Source organism: Variovorax sp. dw_954 (assembly GCF_018449755.1).
Classification (GTDB): domain Bacteria; phylum Pseudomonadota; class Gammaproteobacteria; order Burkholderiales; family Burkholderiaceae_C; genus Variovorax.
This window is the reverse complement of sequence record NZ_JAAVVD010000006.1, coordinates 148,640-165,171: the sequence shown is the minus strand read 5'-3', so window position 1 is coordinate 165,171 and position 16,532 is coordinate 148,640. Positions and strand designations below refer to the sequence as shown.

The following is a 16,532-nucleotide window of genomic DNA, read 5'->3' as shown; positions in this document are numbered from 1 at the left end:
GCGAGTGACTCGATCACCGTCGGCTGCACCGGCAGGGACGGCGCAAGGCAACGCAGCGGCCGTGCATGGCGCGTCCGTCCATGGGCATTGGTGGCGTTGGGCAATGCGGCAACGGCCGGCGCCGCCGCCTGCCTGTGTGAACGGCGATCCAGTCGAGCGGCAAATCCGCATGGACTGGGGTGCCGATGCAATATCGAACGACTGGTTGTTTACGCACGACGGTCCCGAGATTGCCCTAGGGGGCAATTGCGCCTGCTAGTCATGGATCGTATGGTGATCCGTCAGTCGTCGAAACGATCACCTGAAGGGAAGTTCCATGATTCGCACTTTCGAGTCCTTGAAGTTGTCGGTCCTGGGCGCCGCGGCCTGCATCGTGCTGGCCTCCTGCGCGCAGCAGCCCACTGCGCCCGTTGCATCGGGCACGACCGCGCCGCCACCGGCGCAGGCGAGTTCTGGCGGCGGCGCGGCAGCCGCGCCAGCCGCGGATGCGGTCGATCCAGAGGTGCTCAAGGCGCTCGACAAGATGGCGGCCTACCTGCGCACGCTGCAGTCCTTCCAGCTCGATACCTATTCGCTGACCGACGACACCCTGGACAACGGCCAGCTGGCCCAGCTGGGCCGCACCGCCAGGCTGAAGGTGCGCCGTCCGGACGGCCTGCAGGTCGACATGCACAACGATCGTGGCGACCGCAACATCCTCTACTACAACGGCAAGACCGCCAGCATCTACAGCCCGCGGACCAAGTACTACGCCACCGTGCAGGCGCCACCGACGTTGAAGGAAGTGGTCACCGTGCTCAACGATACCTATGACATCGACGTGCCGGCGGCCGACCTGTTCTGGTGGGACAGCGGCAAGATGGACCCCTCGGCGATCAAGTCGGCCAGCTACCTCGGCGTGAGCGCCGTCGACGGCGACCTGACCGATCAGTTCGCGCTCCGGCAGGACGATGTCGACTGGCAGATCTGGATCCAGCGCGGGAGCACGCCGCTGCCGCGCAAGCTGTCCATCGTCACCACCTCGGACCCGGCCCGGCCGCAGCACACCGTGGTGATGCGCTGGAAGACGGGGGCGAGCTTCCCGGCCGGCGATTTCGATTTCAAGGCGCCTTCCGGAAGCCATCGCATCGCGATCAAGAAGTCCGATGGAACGGTCGAGAACCCGGGCAAGTAGGCCCGATGGACCCGATCAACATTCAAAGCAAGGACGCGCCATGATTCAACAGCAAGAGTATTCAGCACGCAGGTTCTTCTCGTTCACCGCCGGCAGCGCCATGGCCGTGGCCGTCGCATGCGCCGGCCTGGGTGTCGCGGGCGATGCCGATGCGCGTGGGGGTGGGGGTGGCCATGCCGGCGGCGGCGGCGCCCGGACGTCCGTCAACCACGGTGGCGGCGCCAACATGAACCGCAACGCCAATGCCAACGTGAACCGCAACGCCAATTCCAACGTGAACCGTAACGTCAATGCCAACGTCAATCGCAACGTCAACGTGAACAACAACGTCAACGTGGTCGGCGGTCGCGGCGGCTACTACGACAACTACCACCCGGTCGCGACCGCGGCGGCCGTGACGGCCACGGTCGCGGTGACTGCGGCGGTCGTCGGTTCGGTGGTGTACTCGCTGCCCCCCGCGTGCACGCCGGTCATGATGAACGGCATCACATACCAGCAATGCGGCGGGGCGTACTACCAGCCGCAATACGTGGGTTCCGAAGTCAACTACGTGGTGGTCAATCCATAGCTGGCTGCTGCCCCTGATGCGGCGAGAGCTTCTGTCGCGTGCATCCCGCGGCGCGGGTGCGCCGGGTGGCGCACCCGGCGGCCCGCGGTATCCAGCCTCGTCGATCGGGCCCGGCCGCTGGTGGGCCGGCCCGCCGTTGACTATCTTCAATTGTCAATGAAACGTAGAATTTGGTTCATGCCTGCGCGAGCTCATCCTGTTGGCGTAGACCCGGCCTCCAGGGCGCCGGGCATTGCGAGGCTTCGAGATCGACGGGGTCCGGTGGCGCAAGCCGCCATCAGTGGGGGTACTCGCGCATGAACATGAGACATTTCAAGCCCCGCAGCCAGGCGATGGCGCTGGAGCCCCGGATCATGTTCGACGGTGCGGCCGCCACGGCGGTCGACCAGCATCACACAGACAGCACGCATCCCGCCGACAGCGCCAACGATCATGCGGCATTGGCATCCAGGCCGGCGGTCGAGGCCACGCGCACGCCTGCGCCGCCGCGCACCCTGCTCGTCGTCGACAGCCGGGTCGACCCGCTGGGCCAGCTCAGCGCGCACCCCGACCCGGGCGTGACGGTGCTGGTCGTCAACAGCAACGAGGATGGGCTGGCGGCGATCACGGCCGAGCTCGGCAAGCTGGGCCAGGTCGATTCGATCCAGATCTTCTCGCACGGCGCGGAGGGACAGTTCACGCTGGGCAATCGCACGATTTCCAGCGACAACGTCGACCAACTCGCATCGAAGCTCCAAGCGTGGCAGGGCTCGCTCAAGGCCGGTGCGGACATCCAGCTCTACGGCTGCGACGTCGGCACGGGCGCGGTCGGGCAGACGCTGGTGAACGAGATCGCGCGCTGGACTGGCGCTGACGTGGCTGCGTCGAACGACGCCACCGGCAGTCCGTCGGCGGGCGGCAACTGGACGCTGGAGACCAGCGTCGGCGTGATCGACAAGCCCATCGCCATCGACGCCGCCGCGCTGGCCAGCTTCAGCGGACTGCTGGCCGATGCGAGGCCCACCGTGTCCTTGTCCGGGGCAGGCACGGACGTGCTGCTGGGTGGCCAGTTCAGCTTCACCGCGAGCTTCACCAACCCATCGACGCAAGTGGGCTTCGCGCCCTACATCGACCTGTTCCTGCCGGCCACCGGCAAGGACGGCGACGACGGCGTGACCTTCGCCTCGGCCACCTACCTGGGCCAGGCGATCAAGACCTTCACGGTCACCTTTGACGCGAATGGCGATGCCACGCACCCGCTGGCGCGCGATTCGACCGGCGCGCCGCTCGTGCTGCATGCGGCCGACTACGGCATGCGCGCGGGTGACCAGCTGGTCGTGCTGCAACTGCCCAATGCCAGCATCACGCAGGGGCAGCCCGCCGTCGACATCGTGGTCACGATGCAGCTCAGCAACCTGGCCGACACCACCGCGTCGGACCCGGCGCCGGACCTGCTGGTGAAGGCGCGTGGTGGCTTCCAGTTCGGCAACGAGTCGGCCGACGATCCGACCATCGACCCGCCGCTGATCGAGGCGGGCACGCACAACTTCAACGTTCACCCCACCGTGGTCAGCCTGTCGCAATCGGTGCCGATGACCGATGGACAAACGGTGACCGGCCCGAACTACCCGCACACCATCGACGTCACGGCCAGCGCGGCCCCGGGCCAGACGGTGACCGATGTCGTGATCAGCCAGGACCTGCCCGGCAACGTCATGGTGACGGGCATCACGCCAGGCGCGGGCGGCGTGCTGAGTTCGGTGACGACGGCGGCCGGCGCCGTGTTGACCGCGCCTGCGGACATCCAGGCCGCGTTCACGGCCGGCAGCTACATCGCCAACTACACGGTCACCTATGCCACGCTGACCGGCACGGCCGTCAGCACGGTCACGTTCTACGTGCCGGAGGTGGATGCGAATGGCGCGCCGGTGATCGACCCTGTGAGCGGCGCGCCCGTGACCATCACGGTGACGCCGCCGGACGCCACCGCCAGCTGGACGCCGCTCGATCCGCGCGATGTCTCGTCGGGCACCATCACGGCCAGCGGCACCGGCGGCACTGCCAGCTTCACTGCGCAGCCCATCGCGGTCTACAAGGACGTCGCGGTCACGACCAACGTCGGCAGCGCCGAACCGTCGCCGGGCGACACGCTCACCTACACGCTGTCGATCCAGATGTCGGACTACTTCGCCTTCGGCGAGAACGTGCTGACACAAGGGCAGATCGCCGGCGTGGACGAGCTGAGCGACGGGCAGACCTTCGTGCCAGGCAGCGGCTTGCTCAGCTACACCGTGGGCGGCGTCACCAAGACCGCGCCGATGGTGGCCACCGTGACCCCTCACGCGGACGGCACCACCACGCTGACGCTCGATATCGGCCAGACGCTGCGCAATGCCGGCGAGGTGACCGGCGCGCTGGCCGGCGACCTGGCCTTCGACCCGGTGCGCGATGGTGCGACGACGATGACGGTGACCTACCGGACCACCATCGGCCAGAACATCACCGTGCCGAACCCCGACCCGATCAATGAAGGCGACTCGGTCAGCAACAACGCCACCATCACGGCCACGCTGCTGGAAGACCGCGTCAATCTCACGGGCGGTACGGCGACCGACAGCGACACTGCCGGCATCCAGGTCACCCCGAGCAAGGTCGACATCGAGATCGTGGACGTGAACGGCAGCACGCCGACGGGCACCGTGGAACTGCATCCCGGCGACATCGTCACCTTCCAGATGAGCTACGACCTGGTGACGGGCGACTACGAGCAGTTCATCCTGACGGGCTACTTGCCGTTGCCCCTGTTCGACCTGTCCGGCGTGACCTGGACGCAGGGCACCGGCGTCAACCAGTTTGTCTTCGGCCCGGGCCACAACACACCCGACACGCTTGCATCCGTCACCACCGGCGCGGGCAATTCCATCGTCTTCGACTTCGGCGACAACGAAAACCCCGGCATCAACGGCACGCGCATCGAGGTGCAGGTCAAGCTGCAGGTCAGCGATGTCCCGTTCGGCGACCAGCGCTCGGTGACCGCCCAGGCGCAGTCCGACCAGCTCACGTCCATCGACCTGACGCACCTGATCTCGCAGGACGCGGTCGTGATCCAGTCCGTGGCCGAGCCGGTGCTCGGTATCTCGCACGGCGTGGTGTCGAGCACGGGCGGCAGCATCACCGGCACCACCGGCACCTGGGCCGCGCCCGGCACCACCGGCGTGCCGTTCACCGGCAGCGTGACCTCGCCGCTGGCCGTGAACGGGGACGTCCAGGGCTTCGACGGCGGCGACACGCTGCGCATGGCCACGGCCATCGAGAACACCGGCGGCGGCGGCGCGTTCGACGTCACCACGTCCATCGACCTGCCGGCGGGCCTGAGCTTCGTGGGCGGTGCACTGACCAACACGATCAAGGTCTATCGTGGCGATGGCACGCAGCTCGTGCTCGGCACCGACTACAGCGTCACGGGCACCACCGTGACCTTCCTCGACCCGGTGGGCTTTCCCTCGCTGCTGCCGGGACGTGCCGGCACGGCCAATGACACCAGCGGCGCCAATGTGGTCGTCATCACCTATGACGTGGTGGCCAATGCCGCCATACCGGCCAGCAGCACCCTGCAGAGCACGGCCACGCTGAGCAACTACGCGGGCGCAGCCGGCGGCGGCGACTTCACGCCGGCGGACCTCACCGATGTGGCACTGGAACAGGTCGCGGTGCCGGTCGTCACGAAGGTCTTCGCCGGTGGCTCGGTGGACGCGACGGATTCCAGTTCGGCCAGCACCGCCGGCGCCGATGTCGTGGTGGGCGAATCGATGCTCTACGACATCGTCGTCACGCTGCCGGAAGGCACCGCCCAGAACCTGCGCGTGGACGATCTCGTGCCGCCCGGCATGAGCCTGGACCCGAGCTTCAACGGCACCGGGTACCAGCTCATCACCACGGTGGCCGGCAGCGCCGCGCTCACGGCGGACTTCAATGGCACGCTGACCATTGGTTCGGTGACGGGCATCGGCGGCACGGTGGGCGCCGATGGCGTCGATGCGCGCATGACCTTCACGGCCAACTCGACGGCGGCAGACAACGTCACCGGCAACAACAGCTTCGTGATCCGCGTGCGCCTGATCGCCAACGACGTCAGCGGCAACCAGGCGGGCACGACGCTGGTCAACAGCGCGCAGGCGGTCTACAGCGACCCGGACAGCGACACGCCGAATGGCGCCACGCCGATCGACCGCGTCATCCCGCGCTCGAACCCGGCGCCCACCGTCACGGTGCGCGAGCCGACGCTTGCCATCACGCAGACGACCAACGCCATCCCGGCCCTCGGCGTCGATCTCGGTGATCCGGTCGAGTACACGATCACCATCAGCAACGGCAGCGGCGGCACCGACTTCGATGCCTACGACATCAGCTTCACCGACACCCTGCCGACCCAGCTGACCGGCCTCACGCTCGCCGGCGTCACCTACGCAGGAGGCGCGTCGAACAGCGGCGGCGCCGACTTTGCCATCGTGGGCGGCGTGCTGCAAAGCGCTGCCAGCGCCAACATCGACATTCCCAAGGGCGGCAGCATCGTCCTGCGGGTCACCGGCACCGTCGGGGCGACGGCCGAGAACACACCCAGCATCGACAACACGGCCAGCGTGCGGTGGTCCAGCCTGAACGGAGCCGATAGCATCGCGCAGCCGGGCGAGCGCACCGGCGCGGACGGGCTGCTCAACAGCGGCAGCCTGAACGACTATCGCCGCGAGGCCAGCACGCGCATCGACGTACTCAGTGGCATGGAGACCTCGCGCATCGGCGGCATGGCGGACACGCCGCCACCGACCGGCGGCACCGCAGGTCCGACCGAGCAGGTGGCCGTCGGCGAACTCGTGCGCTATCGCGTCGTGGCGGCGGTCGGCGAAGGCCAGACCAGCGACTACCGTATCCAGGTCACGCTGGACCCGGGCCTGGAGTTCCTGGACGACGGCACCATCAAGCTCGCCTTCATATCGACCGGCGCGGACATCAGCAGCTCCGTGCCCGGCCTGACGCTGGACGGCACGCTCAACGTCGTCGGCAATCGCAGCAGTGCGATCGGCCAGGCCATCACCGCGGACCTGAGCGGCGCCGCGCCCGATGCCACGCTCGACCCTTCGCGCATCACGATCACCACCGATGCGAATGGACGCACCGTCGTCACCTTCGATCTCGGCACCCTTGTCAACGGGGACCAGGATGCCGACCTCGAAGGCATGGCGATCGAGTTCTCGGCGCGGGTCGCCAACGTCGGCGGCAACAAGGCGGGAGCCAGCCTGGGCGTCACGTCTTCCAACCTGGTGGGCGACGGTGCCGGCGGGACGATCGTGCGTTCGACCAGCGATACGGTCTCCGAAACGATTGTCGAGCCGAGCTTCAACGGCGTCGTCAAGCATGTCGACAGCTTCACGCCGAACGCCACCGCCACCACGAGCCAGGCCAACATTTCGGTGAGCTTCACGCAGAACGGCAGCGCGCCGGCCTACGACGTGCAGCTGGTCGACGCCTTTGCCGGCGCCACGTCATACACGCCCACCAGCGTGTCGATCGGCGGCGTGGTCTACACGCCAGCCACCTTGCCGGCCGGCGTGACCTTCGTGGCGACAGCCGGTGGGGTGACGGTCCATTTCGACCGGCTCGACCCGGGCGTTGCGGTGGTGGTCCTCTACAGCGTCGACGTCAGCGCCAGCGCGGCCTATGCGAACACCGATGCCACGCTGACCTGGAGCAGCCTGCCCGAAACGTTCACCACCTGGGGCGGTTCCACCGTTGGCACCGACGGCACCGACGCGGGCGAGCGCATCGGCACCGGCTCGCCCCCCAACACCTACCTGCTGACCGAGGGCGCGGGGCTCGGCCTGATCACCGGCACGCTGTGGGACGACTCCGGCACGCCGACCGCCAGCACCACGGCGGACGGCCCGGCGCTGGCCGGCCAGACGGTCACGCTCACCTATGGCGGCGCCGATGGCAACCTGGCGACGACGGCCGACAACCTGACCTTCACGACCGTGACCGATGCGGCCGGCGTCTTCAACTTCAGCGCGTTGGCGGCGGGGCCTTTCCGCGTCGATGCGCCCGCCACGGTCACGCTGGCGCAACCTGTGGGCCTGCTGCGCCCGCGCATCGACACCGACACCACCACGCCGCTGGGCCAGGTGGTCTCGAACCTCGGCGAGGGCCAGGCGACACGCGCCGACGTGGGCTACGTGCAGCAGAACGACGCGCCGGTCAACACCGTGCCCGGCACGCAGGACGGCCTGGAAGACGTGCTGCTGCCCATCGCCCCGATCACCATCGCCGACGTGGATGCGGGCAGCGGACTGCTGGACGTCACGCTGACCGTGACCAAGGGCGTGCTCAACTTCTCGCAGGCCACGCCGGGCGTCACCGCGACCGGCACCGGCACGGCCACGGTGACGCTGAGCGGCACGCTCGCGGACCTCAACATTGCGCTCGGCCGCATCACCTACCTCGGGGCGCTCAACTTCAACGGCAACGACACCCTGACGGTGCTGACGAAGGACCGCGGCAACTTCGGCGACGCCGATGGCGACGGCATCCCGGCCGAGCCGGTCGAAGACCAGCTGCAGGACAGCGACACGGTGCAGATCGTGCTCGCGCCGGTGAACGACCCACCGCAGAGCTTCCCCGACACTGCCGCCGCAATCGAGGCGGGCGGGCCGTTCAACGGCACGCCGGGCGTGAACCCGACGGGCAACCTGCTGGCCAACGACACCGATGTCGACATCGCGACCAACGCCGACACGCTGCACCTGCTGACGGTGACGAGCGTGGGCACGAGCAACGTCGCCACGCCGACGCCGACCGGCACGGTCGACCTCGTCGGCCTCTACGGCACCCTGACCTTCGACCGGAACGGCAGCTACCGCTACACCGTGGACAACGACAACCCGCTGGTGCAGGCGCTGCGCCTGAACGGGCAGACGCTCACCGAGTCGTTCCAGTACACGATGACCGACCAGGCCGGCGCGACCGACACGGCCACCGCGACACCGACGCTCACGGTGACCATCCAGGGCGCCAACGACACGCCGGTCGCTTTCAACGACGAAGGCGGCGCGGTCGAGGCGGGCGGCGTCAACAACGGTACGCCCGGATCGGTCGCGACCGGCAACGTGCTCGCCAACGACACCGATGTCGACACCGTGGCGAACGGCGAGACCAAGAACGACACCGGCATCCGCGCCCTGCCCGAAGGCGACCGTGGCCCCATGACGCCGGTGCCCCCGTCCGGAGGCATATCCATCGCCGGCACTTACGGCACGCTGCTCGTCTTTGCGAACGGCGACTACATCTACACGCCGGACGACAACAACCCGCTGGTGCAGGGCCTGCGGGCAGGCCAGACGCTGGAAGAGATCTTCAGCTACACCGACACCGACACCGGCGGCCTGAACGATCTGGCCAACCTGCGCATCGTCATCACGGGCGCCAACGACACGCCGGTGGCCGTCGACGATGCGGCCACGGCGGTCGAGGCGGGCGGCACGCTGAACGCCACGCCCGGCACCGACCCGGCCGGCAACGTGCTGGCCAACGACACCGACTCCGACACCGGCGACACGAAGACGGTGACCGAGTTCAGGACCGGCGCCGAAGCGGCCGCCGGCACGGCCGGCACCTTCGGCACCGAGTTGCGCGGCGCCTACGGCTGGCTCACGCTCAATGCCGACGGCAGCTACAGCTACCGCGTCGACAACAACCAGGCCGAGGTGCAGGCCCTGCGCACCAGCGCCAACACGCTGACCGACAACTTCAGCTACACGGTGACCGACGGGAGCGCTGCCTCGGACCGCGCGACGCTCGCGATCACTATCCAGGGCGCCGACGATGCGCCGGTTGCGACCGACGACACGGGCACGGCCATCGAGGCCGGCGGCGTCAACAACACCACTGCGGGTGCCATCGCGGCGGGCAACGTGCTGCTGAACGACACCGACGTCGACACCCCGGCGAACGGCGAAGTGGACGTGGTCGGCGGCATCCGCACCGGCACCGAGGCCGCAGGCGGCGCGCTCACCGCCGTGGCGGCCACCGGCGTCACGACCATTGCCGGCACCTATGGCTCGCTGCACATCAGCGCGGCGGGGGACTACACCTACGCGCCGGACGACACCAACACGGCCGTGCAAGCCCTGCAGGCCGGCCAGATACTCGACGAATTCTTCACCTACCAGATGAACGACGTGGCCCTGCTGAACGACCAGGCCCAGCTTCACATCGTCATCCAGGGCCGCAACGACAACCCGGTGGCGGTCGACGATGCGGCCAGCGCCACGGAAGCCGGCGGCATTGCGAACGCGACCGCCGGCACCGACCCGACCGGCAACGTGCTCGCCAACGACACCGACGTCGATGCCGGCGACACCAAGGCCGTCACCGAGTTCAGGACAGGCGCCGAAGCCGGCTCCGGCACGGCGGGCATCTTCGGCACCGAGCTGCGCGGAACCTACGGCTGGCTCACGCTCGCCGCCGACGGCAGCTACAGCTACCGGGTCGACAACAACCAGGCCGAGGTGCAGGCCCTGCGGCTGACGACCGACACGCTGGTCGACAGCTTCAGCTACACCGTCGCCGATTCGCAGCTCGCCACCGACCGCGCCACGCTCGCCGTCACCATCCACGGCGCCAACGACACGCCGGTGGCGGTGAACGACACGGCGGTTTCCATCGAGGCGGGCGGCATCGCCAACGGCACGGCCGGCACCAACCCGAGCGGCAACGTCATCACCGCCAACGACAGCGACGTGGACAGCGCGGCCAACGGCGAAGTGCTGAGCATCGCCAGCTACACCGAAGGCGCGACCGCCGGCACCGTCGGCACGGCCTTCACGACCACCTATGGCAGCCTGCTGCTCAACGCCGACGGCAGCTACACCTACACGCTGGACAACAACAATGCGGCCGTGCAGGCGCTGCGGCAGCCAACCGACACGCTCACCGAAGTCTTCACCTACACGCTGCGCGATGCCGTGGGCGCGACCACCACCGCGACGCTGACCATCACCGTCCAGGGCACCAACGACGCGCCCGTCGCCACCGATGACACGGCCACGGCAGTCGAGGCCGGCGGCATCGCCAACGGCACGCCCGGCACCGACCCCACCGGCAACGTGCTCACCAACGACACCGATGTCGACGGCGGCGTGGCCGGGCCGGTCAACTACGGCGAGACGCAGGCCGTGTCCAGCGTTCGCACCGGCACCGAGGCCGGCACCGGCACCGCCGGCGCCGTGGGCACCGCGCTGGCCGGCACCTACGGCACGCTCACGCTCAATGCCGACGGCAGCTACAGCTATGTCGTCGACAACGCCAACGCGGCGGTCCAGGCATTGCGCCTGCCCACCGACACGCTGGTCGACAGCTTCAGCTACACCGTCACCGACGCGGCCGGCGCCACCGACCGGGCGACGCTCAACGTCACCATCCAGGGCGCCAACGACACGCCGGTGGCCGTCAACGACACGGCCGATGCGGTCGAGGCCGGCGGCATCGCCAACGGCACGCCGGGCGTCAATCCCACGGGCAACGTCATCACGCCCAACGACACCGACGTCGATGCCAACGGCGAGGTGCTGAGCATCGCGGGCTTCACCGAGGGTGCGACCGCCGGTACCGTGGGCACGGCGTTCACCAGCACCTACGGCAGCCTCGTGCTCAATGCCGACGGCAGCTACGTCTACACGGTGGACAACAACAATGCCGCGGTGCAGGCGCTGCGCCTGCCCACCGACACGCTCACCGAAGTCTTCACCTACACGCTGCGCGATGCCGTCGGCGCCACCACCACCGCGACGCTGACGGTCACCATCCACGGCGCGGACGACACGCCGACCGCCGTCGACGACACGGCCAGCGCGACCGAGGCGGGCGGCGTCCTCAACGGCACCGCCGGCGTCGATCCCACCGGCAACGTGCTCACCAACGATGGCGACGTGGATGGCGTGGCCAACGGCGAAACCATCTCGGTCGCCAGCGTGCGCACCGGCACCGAGGCCGCTGGTACCGGAACGGCCGGCATCCTCGGCACCGAGCTGCGCGGCACCTACGGCTGGCTCACGATTGCCGCCGACGGCACCTACAGCTACCGGGTCGACAACAACCAGGCCGAGGTGCAGGCCCTGCGGCTGACGACCGACACGCTGGTCGACAGCTTCAGCTACACCACCGCCGACACCTCCGGCGCCACCGACCGCGCCACGCTCGCCGTCACCATCCACGGCGCCAACGACACGCCGGTGGCGGTGAACGACACGGCGGTTTCCATCGAGGCGGGCGGCATCGCCAACGGCACCGCCGGCACCAACCCGAGCGGCAACGTCATCACCGCCAACGACAGCGACGTGGACAGCGCGGCCAACGGCGAAGTGCTGAGCATCGCCAGCTACACAGAAGGCGCGACCGCCGGCACCGTCGGCACGGCCTTCACGACCACCTATGGCAGCCTGCTGCTCAACGCCGACGGCAGCTACACCTACACGCTGGACAACAACAATGCGGCCGTGCAGGCGCTGCGGCAGCCAACCGACACGCTCACCGAAGTCTTCACCTACACGCTGCGCGATGCCGTGGGCGCGACCACCACCGCCACGCTCACCATCACCATCCAGGGCACCAACGACACGCCCGTCGCCACCGATGACACGGCCACGGCCGTCGAGGCGGGCGGCATCGCCAACGGCACGCCCGGCACCGACCCCACCGGCAACGTGCTCACCAACGACACCGATGTCGACGGCGGCGTGGCCGGGCCGGTCAACTACGGCGAGACGCAGGCCGTGTCCAGCGTTCGCACCGGCACCGAGGCCGGCACCGGCACCGCCGGCGCCGTGGGCACCGCGCTGGCCGGCAGCTATGGCACGCTCACGCTCAATGCCGACGGCAGCTACAGCTACGCGGTCGACAACGCCAATGCGGCGGTCCAGGCCCTGCGCCAGGCCAGCGACACGCTGGTCGACAACTTCAGCTACACCGTCATCGACACGGCAGGCGCCACCGACCGCGCGACGCTCGCCATTACGATCCACGGCGCCAACGACACGCCGGTGGCCGTCAACGACACCGCGATCGCGGTCGAAGCCGGTGGCATCGCCAACGGCACGCCGGGCACCAACCCGAGCGGCAACGTCATCGGCAACGACAGCGACGTCGACGCCAGCGGCGAGGCGCTCAGCATCGCGAGCTACACCCTGGGTGCCAGCAACGGCACGCTGGGCACGCCGCTCGCGACGGCCTACGGCAGCTTCACGCTGGCCGCCGACGGCAGCTACAGCTACACGCTGGACAACAGCAATGCCGCGGTGCAGGCGCTGCGCACGCCGACGGATACGCTGACCGAAGTCTTCACCTACACGCTGACCGACGCCCTCGGCGCAACCACTACCGCCACGCTGACCGTGACCATCCGGGGCAGCGACGACACGCCCGTCGCGGTGGACGACGCGGCGACTGCCGTGGAAGCAGGCGGCGTCAACAACGCTACGCCGGGCATCGACCCAACCGGCAACGTGCTCACCAACGACACCGATGTCGACGGCGGCGTGGCGGGCCCGATCAACTATGGCGAGACGCAAACCGTGTCGACCGTTCGCACCGGCACGGAGGCGGCGGGCACCGGCACCGCCGGCATCCTGGGCACCGAACTGCGCGGCAGCTACGGCTGGCTCACGCTCAATGCCGACGGCAGCTACAGCTACCGCCTCGACAACAACCAGGCCGAGGTGCAGGCGCTGCGCACCAATGGACAGACGCTCACCGACAACTTCAGCTACACCGTGGCGGACACCGCCGGCCTGAACGATCGCGCGACGCTGGCCATCACCATCCAGGGCACCGACGACACCCCTGGCGCGGTCGATGACACCGCTCGGGCCGTCGAGGCCGGTGGCATCGGCAATGCCGTGCCGGGCGTCAATCCGACCGGCAATGTGCTCGCCAACGACGCCGACGTCGACAGTGGCGCCAACGGCGAGACGCTGGCCGTCGCGGGCTTCCGGCAGGGCCTTGCCATCGGCACGCTCGGCACGCCCTTTGCCGGCGCCTATGGCAGTCTCACGCTCAATGCCGATGGCAGCTACAGCTACACCGTCGACAACGCCAATCCGGCCGTCGAGGCGCTGCGCATCGAGACCGATACGCTGTCCGATGCCTTCACCTACACCCTTGTCGACGCGAACGGCGCGACCAGCACCGCGACGTTGACGGTCACCATCCACGGCCGCAACGACAACCCCATCGCCATCGACGACCCGCTCATCGCGAAGGAGGCTGGCGGCACGCTCAACCGGACCCCCGGGATCGACCCGTCCGGCAACCTGCTGGCCAACGACACCGACGTCGACGCGAACGACACCAAGACGGTCGACGGCATCCGCAGCGGCACCGAAGCCGCGGGCGGCGCCTTCACCGCGGTCGCCGGCAGCCAGGTCGTCGTCGGCCAGTACGGCACGCTCACGGTCAATGCCGACGGCAGCTACAACTACGTGGTCGACAACAACGCACTCCTCGTGCAGCGCATGCGCGCGGGCGATACGCTCACCGAGTCCTTCACCTACCGCATGCACGACACCCAGGGCGCCAGCGACACGGCGCAGATCACGGTCGTGGTGCAGGGCGCATGGGATGCGCCGGTTGCGACGAACGACATTGCCTTGGCCGTGCCCCGCCTGCTCGCTGGCGCCGGCATCGATCCAACGGGCAATGTGCTGGCCAACGACACGGACGTCGACCGCAGCGACGTGGACATCGGCACGGGCATACGCACGGGAGCCGAAATCAACCCCCTCGGCGTGGGTGCTTCCCCGGACTTCACGGCCATCCCGCTCGGCTCGGATCGCGTCACCGGGGCGGTGCTGGAGGGGCTCTACGGCGAGCTTGTCATCGGGGCGAACGGCGACTACGTCTACCACGTCAACTCCTTCTCGCCAGCGGTGCTTGCGCTCCTGCCGGGCCAGACGGTGCTCGATGTCTTCACCTATCGCATCACGGACCTGGGCGCTCTCGATGACACGGCGCAGCTGACCATCGTCGTGCGCGGCCTCAACAACCTGCCGCAGGCCATTCCCGACATGGACACGGCGGTCGAGGCGGGCGGCGTGGGCAACGGCACGCCGGGCGTCAACCCCAGCGGCAACGTGCTGGGCAACGACTTCGACCCCGACAACGACCCGATTCGCGTGAGCGAATTCCGCACCGGCGCCGCGACCGGCACCGGCACCGAAGGCGTGGTCGGGCAGTCCCTGCGCGGCACGTATGGCGACATCGTGATCCGTGAGGACGGCAGCTACACCTACACACTCGACAACACCTTGCCGGCGGTGCAGGCGCTGCGCACCTCGGGCCAGACGCTGACGGAGGACTTCACCTACACCGTCTCCGATCCGCTCGATGCGTCCAACAAGACGACGCTGCACATCACGATCGAGGGCGCCAACGACACGCCCGTCGCCAACGACGACGCCACCGTCGCGCTGGAAGCCGGCGGCACCTTCAACACCACGCCGGGCCTCAACCCGACCGGCAACGTGCTCGACAACGACACCGACGTCGACAGCGTGGCCAACGGCGAGACGAAGCATGTGGACAGCTTCACGAACAGCGCCGGCGCCCAGGCCGTCGCGGGCCAGTCGCTGGCCGGCCTGTACGGCAGCCTCGCGCTCAACCCCGACGGCAGCTACAGCTACACGGTCGACAACGACAACCCCGCGGTGCAGGCCCTGCGCACCAGCGACGAGACGCTCACCGAAGCTTTTACCTACGCCATGGTCGACACCGCCGGCGCGCAGTCGACGGCACGCCTCGTCGTCGTCGTGCGCGGCGCGGACGACAACCCGGTCGCGCTCGACGACAGCAACGTCGCGACCGACCAGACGCCGGCGCCGCAAGCCACCGGCAACGTGCTGCCCAACGACGCGGACATCGACGGCGGCGATGCGCTGCACGTCTCGGGCATCCGTCCCGGTGCCGAGACCGGGACCGGCACCGCGGGCGTGGTCGGCCAGTCGCTCCAGGGCCGCTACGGCACGCTGGTCATCAACGCTGACGGCAGCTACACCTACACCATCGACCAGAGCAACCCCGACGTGCTGGCGCAGGCCGGCGCGGGCCAAGTGCTGACGGACGTGTTCACCTACACCGTCTCGGACCGCACTGGCGGCACCGACCAGGCCGAACTCCGCATCGGGCTCGACATTGCGGCGCCCTTCATCCAGGCCGGCCCGACGCCGCACTTCGGCGGCCTCGATCGCGAGCAGCAGCCACTGCTGAACGTGAACGTCCAGCCGGCCATCTTCATCGCGCCCGTGGTCGAGGCGACCTCGCTGGTGGATCGTCTCTCGCGCCTGTCGGTCGACGGCACCGATGTCGCCATGGTGTTCGATGGCGGCATCCGGAGCACGTCGATCGGCGACGGCCTTGGCGATGGCCGCGACCAGGCGCTGGGCGATCGCCTGACCGACGTCGGCGGCCAGTACGTCCACACCGCGGTGCGCCAGAGCGCCATTGCCAGCCAGATCGACCTGGCCCGCCTGCTCGGGCGCCATGGCCGCGTGGACCTCACGGCGGACGGGTTGCTCAGCGATCCATCCCTGTTCTCGGATACCGATGGCAGTCTCACCTTCGGTCCAGCCCAACGTGTCAGCAGCAACGACAACAACGGAGACCAACCCTATGGCAACAGTACCTTCGGGGAAGGGCAGACCGCCACCGCCTTCACCGAGCAACTCAGGCTGGCTTCGGAGCGGCTCAACCTCTCCTGGTTCCAGTAGCGCC

3 protein-coding genes are annotated in these 16,532 nt (G+C 68.8%); all 3 read left to right on the top strand.

The genetic code is table 11. The features are described 5' to 3' along the window. Positions 1-316 precede the first annotated feature (316 nt). The 3 genes from HB681_RS12170 (at position 317) to HB681_RS12160 (ending at position 16,528) form a co-directional block, all read left to right on the top strand. Positions 317-1,174, top strand: a complete 858-nt coding sequence (locus tag HB681_RS12170; protein ID WP_213955076.1) for a DUF2092 domain-containing protein — start codon at positions 317-319, stop codon at positions 1,172-1,174. Positions 1,175-1,214: 40 nt separating this feature from the next. Continuing rightward, positions 1,215-1,742, top strand: a complete 528-nt coding sequence (locus tag HB681_RS12165) for a hypothetical protein (protein ID WP_256354686.1) — start codon at positions 1,215-1,217, stop codon at positions 1,740-1,742. Positions 1,743-2,038: 296 nt separating this feature from the next. Continuing rightward, positions 2,039-16,528, top strand: coding sequence for a VCBS domain-containing protein (locus HB681_RS12160; RefSeq protein ID WP_213955075.1), 14,490 nt, complete (start codon positions 2,039-2,041; stop codon positions 16,526-16,528). Positions 16,529-16,532: the final 4 nt, after the last annotated feature.

Coding starts and splice junctions, on each gene's coding strand:
- HB681_RS12170 (WP_213955076.1), top strand. CDS start 317: ATGATTCGCACTTTCGAGTCCTTGAAGTTGTCGGTCCTGGGCGCCGCG.
- HB681_RS12165 (WP_256354686.1), top strand. CDS start 1,215: ATGATTCAACAGCAAGAGTATTCAGCACGCAGGTTCTTCTCGTTCACC.
- HB681_RS12160 (WP_213955075.1), top strand. CDS start 2,039: ATGAACATGAGACATTTCAAGCCCCGCAGCCAGGCGATGGCGCTGGAG.